Origin of the sequence: Alcaligenes faecalis, from assembly GCF_002443155.1 — a bacterium.
Lineage (GTDB): Bacteria > Pseudomonadota > Gammaproteobacteria > Burkholderiales > Burkholderiaceae_B > Alcaligenes > Alcaligenes faecalis.
This window is the reverse complement of the sequence record NZ_CP023667.1, coordinates 3763407-3775643: the sequence shown is the minus strand read 5'-3', so window position 1 is coordinate 3775643 and position 12237 is coordinate 3763407. Positions and strand designations below refer to the sequence as shown.

Below are 12237 nucleotides of genomic sequence, written 5' to 3'. Positions count from 1 at the left end.
ATGACGCTATTAAAGTTCTACTACTCGTCCATTCCCTTGCGCGGCATGACGGCTTAACAAGGCGGCCGCCGTCAGTACATCCTCGAATGCCAGTCCCAAGGATTTAAAAATCGTGATTTCTTCGTTGTTGATGCGGCCTGCGGCTTGTCCCTCCAGGACGGCACCCAACTCATTCAGCTCGGTATCCGCCGACAAGTAACCCTGCTTGCACGCATTCAAGAACTCGCCCGACTCGTTACGAGTCGATTGCGCACGGTCCACAAACAAGCGGCCTGCCGTCATGGTGGGTCCATCCAGTTCGCTACTGGCAGGTGTGCTGGAGCCCATGGAGGTAATGTGCGTGCCAGGGCGCAGCCATTCGCGCTGCAAGACAGGTGTGGCAGAGCTGGTGGCCGTCAGTACCATATCCGACTGGGACACGGCTTCTTGGGCCGAGACTCCGGCTATCAAGGGGCAATCCAGATACGCCTGAGCTTCCTCAATAAAATGCTGAGCCGACGGTGCAGAGCGAGTAATCACAAATACGTTGCTCAAGCGACGCACTTGCGCCACGGCACGCAACTGCCACAAGGCCTGATGCCCGCCGCCAAACAAGGTCAGCACGCTGGCATCCGGGCGCGCCAGCATGTCGGTGGCCAGGCCACTGACCGCTGCGGTACGCAAGGCCGTCACGCTGCTGGCGTCCAGAATGGCACGAGTCTCGCCAGTCAAGCCGCTCATCAAGAGCACGCAGCCTTGATGGGGGTCTTTACCCAGGCGCACATTGTCTGGAAACAGGGTGCCCATCTTGGCACCGTACAAAGGCTCGGGATAAATCTCCGGCATATCGATGCAGGCAGGCATCATGCCCAGAAAGCCGCTGGACAAATGGCTGCGCACAATCGTGCGCAAGGGCTGGTCAATACGCCCTTGCTGCATGGCGATAAAACCCTGGCGCATCAGATCAATCGCCGCCCCCATATCCAGCCCTTCATACACTTCCTGGGCTTTTGCTACATAAACGCTTAGCTGCATGATTAGCCTTGCGCCAGTGGCGTGGTGATATGGCGGATAAAGGTGTCGGTATCCGTGTTGGAGCCGCAGAACAGCACGCCCACTCGTTGCCCGGCCAGATGTTTGCGTAAGGGGAACATCAAGGCGGCTGTCGCCACCGCACAAGCCGGTTCAGTGGCCATCTTGAATTCGTTGAACAGGAAGTGCATGCCAGCGCGGATCTGGTCGTCGTTGACCGTCACCAGAGTGTCGATATTGTCCTGACACACGCGGAAGCTGAACTCATCGGTATGCGGAGCCATCAGACTGTCTGCGATGGACTGCATGGCGCCGATTTTTTGCGGCTCGCCAGCCTGGCGGCTTAGCGCCATGACGTTCGCGCCTACGGGCTCGATGCCATAGACCACGCAATCAGGCTGCCACAGCTTGACGGCTGCCGAGACACCCGCGGCCAAGCCACCGCCTCCGATCGGCACCAGCACCGCATCCAGCTTGCCCGCTTGCTGCAACCACTCGTAGCCCAGCGTGGCGGTTCCCAGCACGGTGGGGTAGGTACTGAACGGATGAATAAAGGTTTTCTGTTCGTCCTTTTCAATCTGGCGCACCAGTTCAAAAGCCTGCTCGCCGTTGTCGGCAAAGACGATCTCGGCCCCATATTCGCGGCACAAGGCTACGCGAGCCGGGCTGGCTGTCTTGATCATCACGGTCTTGGCTTTCACCCCCATTTGATGGGCGGCGTAGGCCACAGCGACAGCGTGATTACCTGCGGAAACGCAGGTCACCCCTTGCTGGCGAGCCTCTTCGGACAAGCTCAGCAAGTTAGTAAAAGCACCGCGTGCCTTGAAGGTACCCGAGGCCTGCAAATGCTCGAACTTGAAATTGACGGCGCTGTCCAGACGCCCGGTCTGATAATCGAACACGGGCGTCTGGCGCACATAGGGACACAGACGCTCATGCGCCTGCACCACGTTTTCCTTGGTAACTTTTTCTGTTGTCATGGGTTTGCGTTGAAACCTGTTTGTCTGTTTTTAAGAGGCCACGGCCTGGCTGCGAATCAGGGCGCGCAAGAACTGCTCGCACTGTTCCACCTGGTCCAGTTCCACGTATTCATCGGGGCGGTGGGCCTGCTCGATATTGCCGGGGCCACAAATAATCGAAGGGATACCGGCTTGCTGGAACAGACCTGCTTCGGTGCCGTAGGCCACTTTGCGTACCGTGTCGTCCCGCGTCAATTCGCGCACCAGCTTGGTGATGGCGGCTTGCTCTTCGGGATTCAGACCGGGGGCGCTGGCCAGCTTTTCCAGTTCCACCAAAGCATCGGGATGCTCGCGACGCATGGCAGGCAGGACTTTCAGATCGATGAATTCACGGATTTCCTGCAAGATCGGCTCGGGGTCCACACCGGGCAGATTGCGGTATTCAAACTCGAATTCGCACAGATCAGGCACCGTATTCAAGGCGATACCGCCCCGAATCATGCTGGTCTGCAAGGTGGTGAAGGGCACGTCGAAATCGTGGTCGTAGGGGCCCATGCTCTTGTAGTCGTCGGCCAGATCACGGATGGCGGTAATGATGCGTGCCGCATGTTCAATCGCGTTCACACCCTTGGGGGTCAGCGAAGAGTGAGCGGCATGACCATGTACGCGGCAGCGATAAGCGTTAATGCCTTTATGCGCCACGATGGTGCGCATACTGGTGGGTTCACCCACCACGCAGCCTTCGGGTTTCACGCCACGGCGAACCAGATCATCAATCATGACGGGCGCGCCGACACAACCGACTTCTTCGTCGTAGGAGTAGGCCAGGTGGATGGGTTTGGCCAGCTTGGTCGCCAGCATTTCAGGAACCAATTGCAGCGTCACACCGACAAAGCCTTTCATGTCGCAAGTGCCGCGGCCATACAGACGATCGTCGCGGATTTCGGCCTTGAAGGGGTCACTGCTCCAGTTCTGGCCGTCGACGGGCACCACATCGGTATGGCCCGACAGAACAATGCCACCAGTACGTGTGCCATCAGCTGCCGGAATCGTGGCGAACAGATTGGCCTTGCGGCCGCTGGCATCATGCGTCAGCACGGTTTCCAGCCCTTGCTGCTGCAAATAGGCCTGCACGTCATGAATCAGTTCCAGGTTAGATTCCCGGCTTGTCGTATCATAAGCAATCAGTTTTTGTATCCATTCCACCGAGGTAGAGGGATAAGCAGTAGGATCAAACAACGCAGTCATGCCTTCTTTCTCCCAGCGTAAAGCGTGTAGTTCTATACAATAGGACAGAGTTTTCTTATAAGAAAATTAATATTATTCATAAGAAGATGGTTTATTACTTCTTTAGGTTATGACAAAAGACTTAGCCAACACCGCCCCCAACTTATTGAGCAAAACAGCCATGGGGGCGCGCATACGTGATGAACGCAAACGACAGGGCCTGACCCTGCTCATGTTGGCACGCTTATCCAATGTGTCTTTGTCCACTCTATCCAAAGCAGAGCGCGGCCTGATTGGCCTGAGCTATGAGAAATTCCTGGCCGTCAGCCGGGCCTTGAAAATGGATTTGTCCGACCTGTTCAAGACGCCACGCGATCAGAACGAGTCCGGCATGGATATTCTGGTGGGACGGGCCTCGCGCACCGTGACTTACCATGCTCATCGTTATGAGTACGGCATGCTGGCATCGGAATGGATCAACAAGAAAATGACGCCCATGCACGGCCGTGTATTGGCCGGTAGACCGCGCGATGCCAGCGACTTCAGCCAGCACGAAGGCGAAGAGTTCATTTTTGTGATTGAAGGGCAGTTGACCATGCAGTTCCAGGACGGCCGCCGCCATGTGCTGCAAGCGCGCGACAGCATCTACTTCAAAAGCAATCTGGGCCACCTGTACCTGTGCGAACACGGGGAGAGCGTGGAGATTCTGGTGGTTTGTGTGAACAACCACTAGGCTCAAGAGGCGTAGACAGCTGGCTTTTGTCGCTTTGGTGACATACCAAAGCGCTTGTTTATTTGCTTTCGCCCCGCTTAGATAGCCCACATGTCTGCCTGATTGCCTGATTGCCTGATTGCCTGATTGCCTGATTGCCTGATTGCCTGATTGCCTGATTGCCTGATTCTCAAGAGCCTAGGCCACAGGTATATAAACACAAGCGTTTCAGATACCAACAAGGGCGAGTGTGCCAAGCCCGAACCATCCACCAGCTCCATTACAATACGGCTCTGTTCCGCCTCTTTGATCGATCTGCCCATGTCCAGTTCTTCCCCTATTGTGGCTATTGCCACCGCCCCCGGCCGGGGTGGTATTGGTGTCATCCGCGTGTCTGGCAAAGAGCTTGATACTCTGATCCAGACCCTGTTTGGCCGTACGCTGCAAGCGCGTCATGCGCACTTTTTGCCCTTCAAGGATGCACAAGGTGAGGCAATCGACGAGGGCATTGCACTGTTCTTTAAAGGCCCGCACTCCTATACCGGCGAAGACGTGCTGGAGCTGCAAGGCCACGGCGGCCCGGCTGTTCTGCGCCGCCTGCTGGATCGCTGCCTGGAAGCAGGTAAAGATCAGGGCCTGCGCCTGGCCGAGCCGGGAGAATTCACCCAGCGCGCTTTCCTGAACGACAGACTGGACCTGGCCCAGGCCGAGGCCGTGGCCGACTTGATTGACGCTTCCTCGGAAGCCGCGGCCCGCAGTGCCGTCGCCTCCCTGTCCGGCGTGTTTTCCAACAACGTCAACGCCCTGGCCGACCGCATCATTCACCTGCGCATGCTGGTAGAAGCTACGCTGGATTTCCCCGAAGAAGAAATCGACTTCCTGGAAAAATACCAGGCAGCGGCCACCCTGCAAGGCATACAGGACGAGCTGGAACGCATCCTGCAGCATTCGCGTCAGGGGGCGATCCTGCGCGAGGGCCTGCACGTTGTACTGGCAGGCCAGCCCAATGTGGGTAAATCCAGCCTGCTCAACGCCCTGGCTGGTGAAGATGTGGCCATCGTGACCGATATTGCCGGCACCACCCGCGACCGCGTCATGCAGCTGATCCACATTGATGGCATTCCGCTGCATATCGTGGATACCGCCGGCTTGCGTGAAACCGAGGACACCGTAGAGCGCATCGGTATCGCCCGTACCTGGGACGAAATCGCCAAGGCGAACGTGATCGTGCACCTGCTCGATGCACGCAACCCACAAGACGAGTTGGACAGTGCCATTACCACTCGCCTGCCATCACACGTACCCGTGCTGCGCGTCTATAACAAGATAGACTTGCTGACAGCAGAGCAACAGGCCGCCTTGCCCGCACAAGAGAGTGGCGCCACCGTGCTGCCAATTTCTGCACGTAAGGATATCGGTCTGGACACGCTGCGCCGCACCTTGCTGGATATCGCAGGCTGGAACCCCGGCAGCGAATCCCCCTGGCTGGCACGAGAACGACACCTGCGGGCCCTGGAGCGCGCGGAGTACCACCTGGGCCTGGCTGCGGAACACGCCACACACAGCGATCAGGTGCTGGATCTGTTTGCAGAAGAACTGCGCCTGGCGCATCTGGATCTGTGCTCGATTACCGGCGAGTTCAGCAGCGATGATTTGCTGGGGGAGATTTTCTCCAGTTTTTGTATTGGGAAGTGATGCAGGCCTGAACATCTTCGGTGTCTCATCGCACTCGCCCAAAAACCTGGCAAGGCTTTTAGCGACGTAATGGCAAGTGCCACACAACCCGGAGACACCGAATGCAATCCCAAGACATCAAACAGCTGACAAGCCAGTTCGACGACTTGAGCCACACCATCCCAGAGGAAGGCGTGGAGTTCTGGTTCGCTCGCGACTTGATGGAGCCCTTGGGCTATGTGCGCTGGGAGAACTTCAAGACAGCGATAGATAGGGCGGTAGAGTCTTGTAAAACAACAGGTTACGACGAGGCTGATCATTTTCGTGGCGTCACGAAAATGATCGAAATCGGCAAAGGCGGACAGCGCTCAGTTGAAGACATCATGCTCACCCGCTATGCCTGCTACCTCATCGCCCAGAACGGCGACCCACGCAAGCGGGCCATTGCCTTTGCTCAAAGCTACTTCGCCATTCAAACCCGCAAGCAGGAGTTGATTGAAGACCGCATGCGTCTGCAGGCCAGGTTGGATGCCCGCGAACGCCTTCGCGAGTCCGAAAGGACGCTATCGCAAAACCTCTATGAACATGGGGTAGACGACAAAGGCTTTGGCCGCATCCGATCCAAAGGGGATGCGGCACTATTTGGTGGGCACACCACCCAGATGATGAAAGACCGCTACGGTATTACTCAAACCCGCCCCTTGGCTTACTTTCTGCCTACACTAACCATTGCCGCCAAGAACCTTGCCACGGAGATGACAAACCACAACGTCACGCAAGAGCAACTGCATGGTGAAATGTTGATCACCCGTGAGCATGAACAAAACAACCGCAGCGTGCGCGATATGCTGGGTCAGCGCGGTATCCGGCCTGAGCAGCTCCCTGCCGAGGAAGATATTAAAAAGCTGGAACGTCGCGTCAAAACAGAAGAAAAGAAACTGCTGAAACAAACAGGGAAACTTCCAACCCACAAGCAGAAAAGCCAGGAGCCACACTAGCAGCTAAAGGAAAAAAGCCTGAAACCTTCTTCAGGCCGACGTCCGGATACATGCCCTATCCCGGCTATTGCTAACAGGCCCCCACCTCAGTAAAAACCCGAAATTCATCCCTGAATTAAACCCTATCAAAGCCCGCCCTTAGCGTTCAGGACTATGCTGGACATTCCATCGTCTCTTGCGGGAGGGCATCATGCACACACTCAACAAGTGGGTTCTGATGGCAGCTTTGCTTCATGGCGCGTGGGCAGCACAGGCTCAGGAACTGCGGCCTCTGGAACTGGAGGCAGAACAGCGTTCCATCTCCCGCCTCAGCGTGGCCCAGTGCCTGGATACGGTCCAGCAAACAGCCGCGGGGGAGGGCTATCAACAGCGCAATGACTCAAGGGCCAACGATCAGTTAGGGGTTTATATTGGCACAGCCCCCATGGGAGCCGGCTCGCTGGTGGTGTATTGCCTTGATTTGAACCCCTCGACTGCCTACATCATTCACACCAAGGCACCCGTCACAGCCGATTTGATGTCTCCACATCAGCTCAACTACAAAATTACGCAGGCTTTGACGGTAGCCAACCAGCCCTGAGCATCAGTGAAGGCAGCCCCTGGCTGCCCAGAGTCAAAAAAGGGCGCAGTCAATGGTTCACACAGGCTGACGCCCGAACAAACCACCCGCGCCCCAAGGGCTCCCGAAGCCAGTCGAACGGCTTCTTACTTCATCAACAAATCTGCCACTTCCATACGGCTATCTCCATCCAGCTCAATGTCGTCCATGACCTTGTTCAACATGGCGTGGGCACTGGACAGAGCACCGTTCAAACTGGTCAGCTCGCCTTGCACGCGCTCCAGCTCCTGTTTCTTTTCCGCTTCACTACCTTTATCGCTGGCCTGGATACGCTGCAACTCCATCAATTTTTGCTGAATTTGCTCTTTCAGGTCGCGGATACGTTTAAGTATGTCCTTGACGCCGTCAGGCAAGGAGCTGTCATCGATGTCCTTGTCGCGACCTTTTTTTTGAGCTTGCTGACTGGTCAAGGAAAGATCTTTTCCCATGGGAGACAGGTGCACCTTGATACGTCCCGATGCGTCTATGGAACCAGACTCTTCCTGCTCGGGCACCACAGGGGGCGTCATGGCCGACGCGTTTAACGCTTCGGTCACAGGCATAGTTTGTCTATGTATTAAACCCTGTCCACTGATCTCTATGGTCATACTTTCCTCTCTTGTACACATCATCCCCTAGAGGGTTACGGCTGAAACCCGGTAGTTCTTTACCGTGATGTGTGCACCAAGTGTTGCGCCTTTTACTCAGCTGTTCGGCACAGCTCAGAAATAAGTAGCAAGAAAAGACACTTTTATTTACTTTTATACGAAAAGTGCCCCCCCCTAACCATCGTCTTCTCTTTATCTGAATCCCATGGACTTCAAAATCAAAGCACTACTAGGCCACACCCTGTTGGCCCTGAGCTGGGCCAGCAGCGCTTATGCCTACGAGACAGAATTCATTCTGAACCAACACGGTCAACAAGCCTTTGAGTTGAGAATCTATGGGCCTGATGATGGCGGTTACGATACGTCGGATCAATCCACTCCACGCGTTTCCCCCTGGAATATTGACGAGAATGGTCGGCTGAAAATTCGTGCCGCACTGGAGCGTTGGGCCGAAATCCTGAATCTGCCGGCGGGCTACACACCGGCTGTGATCAACCTGGGCACCATGAATGACGAGAACGCCAATGCCTACGGTGCATCACTCCAGAGCCCTGATCACCCCAACTTCACCATCTCGGCCTTGCAAGCACGCTTGCAGGGAATCTTCAAGGGCAATCCGACTAATCCCGATGCCGTCATCAGCGTCGGCAAGCTTGATCTGGATACGGCTCCGGTCAACCCAAGCCAACTGCCCTTGACGGGCAAGGCTGACTACAACGCAGTGATTTTCCACGAGCTGGCCCATGCTTTGGGCATCAGCAATACCGTCACAGACAACCTGCCTGAAAACAGCTTTGATCCACCCGATCCCTTCTTCCTGGATGACCTTAGCCCCTGGGCCTTGGGCTTGCGCGATGACCAGGGTCGAGCCCCCAGCCCCGGGCAGAAAATCCTGTGCTCGGTCTGCACCAATCCATATGATCCTGCCGCTTTTGACCTGCGCCAGGACAAGGGCTATTTCACCGGCGATCACGTACAGGAAGTTCTGAATGGCGCTATGCCGGGCATTCCCGTCAGCATCCTGAACTTCCACGACCAGCCCCAGGATGGAGTGGACCGCAACTACATGAGCCACACCGAGCTGCGCAACAGCTTGATGAGCCATCAGACCTATCGCAATTACGTGAATCTGATGGAGGCCGAAATTGCCGCCTTGCAGGATATCGGGCTGAGCATTGATCGCCGCAACTTCTTTGGCTATTCGGTCTATGGGGACAACGTCACCCTGAACAATACCAATGGCTACTTTGCACGCAATGAAGACGGCACGGCCTACCTGCCTGGTCAATACAACATGGCCACACAAGGCTTGGGCCTGCACATTTATGGCGAACGCAACCTCATTCGCCAGGCGGCGGATCTGCTGACAGCCGGGCCAGGGGGGGCAGGTGTACGTGTGGACGGTAGCGAAAACACGCTCATCATTCCCGAGGCGACGCGTATTCATGCCCACGGCTGGTATGGTCGTGGCCTGCAGTTCAGCTATGGCCGCCATCACAATATTGTCCAGCAAGGCGAAGTCCGCGCAGATGGCCAGGATGGCGTCGGGGCCTTGTTTGATTTCGGCCAGAACGCCATGGGCAGCGACGATGAATATCACGGCTCCTGGATGCTCATGGCTAAAGGCCAGCTACGCGCTGTACCGGAAATATTGCAAGGTGCCTTGGTCAGCAATTACGATTTGTCCGGCATCTTGTCGGGTCAGAAGGCGGCCATCCATATCGCGGACAATGCCTGGGTACAGAACATCAATATTCTGCAGGGCGCACAAATCACAGGTGACATTACCTCGGATTACAACCGTCGCGACGCTGACCAGCAACTGCTGCTGACCCGCATCAGCTTTGGTCAAAAAGCCGATGAAAATGGCCGTGCTACCAATGCGGCTGACCCCGACTTCCAGATGCGTTATGACGGCAATATCAAAGGCCAAAACAATCTGGCTGTCGTCATTGCCGGGGGCGCCACTTCCTTGAATGGCCAGCATGAGCTGTACGGCTTGCGCGTGGATCAGGGCGCGACCCTGTATGGCAATAGCGAATTCACCCTCAACCCTGAATACAATTTCACCAATAACGGCACACTCAGCCCCGGGAACTCCTACGGGAACATGACGATCAAGGGCAATTTTGTCCAAGGTGCCGATGGCCGCATTCTAGTGGAGGCCTCGACCACCCAGAATGATCATGTTGATGTGCAGGGCCTGGCTCAGCTCGATGGCGAGTTGACCGTGGATCTGCAGCCAGACTGGTATCAAAACGGCTGGATATTGAATCAGGACAAGGTGTTCACCGCCAGCCAGACACAAGGGCAGTTTGCTGCGCTCAATGCCACGCTGACATCCCCCACCCTGAATGTAGAAAGTACAGGCAATGGCTGGACTGTCAGCCGTAATCAGAATGCGTATGCCCAGTACGCAGCATCGCCCAATGCCGCCGCTGTTGGTACCAGCCTGGCACAGGCTTCCGCAGGTAATCAGTCCCTGGCGGCCGTGTATCAAGCCATGGACTTCTCGCGTGCAGATGGCAGCGATATCGGTCTGGCCCTGGATCAGCTAAGTGCTGGTTCCTACGCCGCCCAAACCGCCGCCTCCTTGCGTCGCGAGCAACTGGTATCCGAACAACTGCGCCAAATCGACGGTATCAACAAGAGCGGCTGGCAAAGCTTCATCCAGACCTATGGCGGCCGCTATCACTGGCAGCTGGGCAGCAACGATGTTGATCACCGCAGCGAAACCTATGGAGTGATGCTGGGAGCGGAACACCGTGCTGAAGGCAGTGACTGGAGCCTGGGCGTGCACGGCAATGCCAACGAGCAGCGCGTCAATGTCGACGCTCCGTTCCAGGCCAAGAGCAAGCTGACTGGTTTGGGCCTGGGTGTTCATGCCCGCTATCGTGCTTACAGCCAGGAAGGCTGGACCGGTCTGGCTCAAATACGTGTAGGTATTGAGCAGGGGAAGATGAACCGCAATATCAGCTTCGCGGACTATCAGGCGCGCCCTGCGTCGGATTGGACTGGCCATACCGTCTCGCTGGGGGTACAGACTGGCTACAACTGGGCACTGGGTGAAAACGGCAGCATCGGACCGGTCCTGGCTCTGGATTACCTCCATTACCGTCGCCCAGGGCTGGAAGAAAGTGGCGATGCCGCCAGCCGTCTGCGCCTGGACTCCAGCCGTCAAAACGCCTTGCAGGCCTCTGTGGGCCTGGCCCTGCGTCAGAACTGGGATTTAAGCCAGAATCGCCAACTGCAAACATCCTTCTCAGTGGCTTGGGAGCAGGCTTTGCTAAGCCGCAATCAGACTCAGAAAGCGGCTTTTGCCAGTGCCCAATCGGTAGGTTTTGAGGGACGTTATGCGCGAGTGGATCGCCATGCCTTGTCGCTGGGAACCAGCATCAGCTTGCAGCAATCCGAGCGTCTGCGTTTAGGGCTGTCGGCCAGTACCCGTTTATTGGGGGATAGCCGTGCCGATATAAACGGTACATTGTTCCTGAACTGGATGTTCTAACCATCCTGAAATGCAAGAGGCCGACTGTTAGTCGGCCTCATTGGGAGATGCAGGAGCGGGTTGAACCCGTTTCATGCCAGACCATCGATCCACATCAATATACTGACCGGGAATCAAAACCCGAATCTGTCGGCGCCACCATGTTCCACTGGAGACTTCGACCGAACCAGTATCCACGGCAAACTTCATATGATCGCTGTCCAGAAAGGCCGAGAACTGCCCTTTGTTGCTACGTGCCTGTGCAAAGCTGGTAAAGACCGTCACGCTCTTTTGTGTGGGGTCAGCCAGCAGTAAAGTGACCTGGCCGCGTAACAGCTGCAAATTCAGCCTGTCCTCGTACTCGCGGATTTCAAGAGCCGAATCGGGGCCCAGTCGCACCACAGCGCCATCCACAAAGCGCTGCTCCAGCATTTGTGCACCAGATACCAGATGCTCTTGCCGCAGCACCCGCTCCGGCCAGGAGAAAAACACGGTCAGGGCCAGAGCCAAAACAAACAAGCCAGCCAGCAAACCCCGGTGATAAGGCTTGAGCAAGGCGGCCTTTTCCCCCGAGCTGGCCAATAAACGGCGAATTTCATGCTCGGGCGCATCCAGGCTGGCGTCACAAAAATAACAAATGTATCGATATGAACGTTCATTTTCAGGATTGTCACGACGCCAATCCTCAAATTCCCGTAATTCGGCCGCAGTCGCCTCGCCGGAATTCAAGCGAGTAAACCAATACGCAGCCTGTGCGTGAGCCTGCGTATGCTCCAGCAGCTCCCCTTGATATGTCGTCATAGCGGCATCTAACCTTGTTCAGTCACGCCAGCAATAGGGAGGTCTCGAATGGCGGCATGTTTCTGCCGCTCAGCACCAAAACCTCAGGAAAGGAAACCAGTAGCCACCCACTCTCTAGCTGCCTGCTTTTGAAAACGATGCGTTTTTATTTTATACAATCGC

General features: G+C 56.1%; 10 protein-coding genes. 5 read left to right on the top strand and 5 right to left on the bottom strand.

Annotation, left to right across the window (positions count from 1 at the left end; all coding sequences use genetic code 11):
* Positions 1–9: 9 nt before the first annotated feature.
* Genes CPY64_RS17535 through argE form a run of 3 tightly spaced genes read right to left on the bottom strand, consistent with a single transcriptional unit; the run spans position 10 to position 3218 of the window.
* Positions 10–1014, bottom strand: coding sequence for an ornithine cyclodeaminase family protein (locus CPY64_RS17535; protein ID WP_042485147.1), 1005 nt, complete (start codon positions 1012–1014; stop codon positions 10–12).
* 2 nt (positions 1015–1016) lie between these two features.
* Complete coding sequence (locus CPY64_RS17530) at positions 1017–1991, bottom strand: threonine ammonia-lyase (protein WP_042485150.1); 975 nt, start codon at positions 1989–1991, stop codon at positions 1017–1019.
* 30 nt (positions 1992–2021) lie between these two features.
* Positions 2022–3218 carry an acetylornithine deacetylase gene (gene argE, locus CPY64_RS17525; protein ID WP_042485153.1) on the bottom strand — a complete coding sequence of 399 codons (1197 nt, stop codon included), beginning with the start codon at positions 3216–3218 and terminating at the stop codon, positions 2022–2024.
* Between the two features lie 109 nt (positions 3219–3327).
* On the opposite strand from argE, the gene CPY64_RS17520 reads away from it, so the two are divergent.
* From CPY64_RS17520 to CPY64_RS17500, 4 genes are all read left to right on the top strand, one after another.
* Positions 3328–3930 (top strand): helix-turn-helix domain-containing protein, encoded by a 603-nt coding sequence (locus CPY64_RS17520; protein ID WP_226791421.1) that lies wholly within the window; start codon positions 3328–3330, stop codon positions 3928–3930.
* A 300-nt stretch (positions 3931–4230) separates the two neighbouring features.
* The gene (gene mnmE, locus CPY64_RS17510) at positions 4231–5604 is read left to right on the top strand and encodes a tRNA uridine-5-carboxymethylaminomethyl(34) synthesis GTPase MnmE (RefSeq protein WP_042485159.1); all 1374 of its coding nucleotides are present in this window, start codon (positions 4231–4233) and stop codon (positions 5602–5604) included.
* Between the two features lie 101 nt (positions 5605–5705).
* Entirely contained in the window at positions 5706–6581 is an 876-nt protein-coding gene (dinD, locus tag CPY64_RS17505; protein ID WP_042485163.1) for a DNA damage-inducible protein D, read from the top strand.
* A 190-nt stretch (positions 6582–6771) separates the two neighbouring features.
* Positions 6772–7161, top strand: a complete 390-nt coding sequence (locus tag CPY64_RS17500; protein WP_042485165.1) for a DUF6180 family protein — start codon at positions 6772–6774, stop codon at positions 7159–7161.
* 125 nt (positions 7162–7286) lie between these two features.
* On the opposite strand, the gene CPY64_RS17495 is transcribed toward CPY64_RS17500, so the two are convergent.
* Positions 7287–7742: a hypothetical protein gene (locus tag CPY64_RS17495; protein ID WP_052362946.1), complete on the bottom strand. Its 456-nt coding sequence runs from the start codon at positions 7740–7742 to the stop codon at positions 7287–7289.
* A 250-nt stretch (positions 7743–7992) separates the two neighbouring features.
* Between CPY64_RS17495 and CPY64_RS17490 the strand changes: the two genes are divergently transcribed.
* On the top strand, positions 7993–11295 hold the full coding sequence (locus CPY64_RS17490) for an autotransporter outer membrane beta-barrel domain-containing protein (RefSeq protein WP_042485168.1): 3303 nt from the start codon (positions 7993–7995) through the stop codon (positions 11293–11295).
* 27 nt (positions 11296–11322) lie between these two features.
* On the opposite strand, the gene CPY64_RS17485 is transcribed toward CPY64_RS17490, so the two are convergent.
* Positions 11323–12075: a DUF4880 domain-containing protein gene (locus tag CPY64_RS17485; RefSeq protein ID WP_042485171.1), complete on the bottom strand. Its 753-nt coding sequence runs from the start codon at positions 12073–12075 to the stop codon at positions 11323–11325.
* Between the last annotated feature and the right edge of the window lie 162 nt (positions 12076–12237).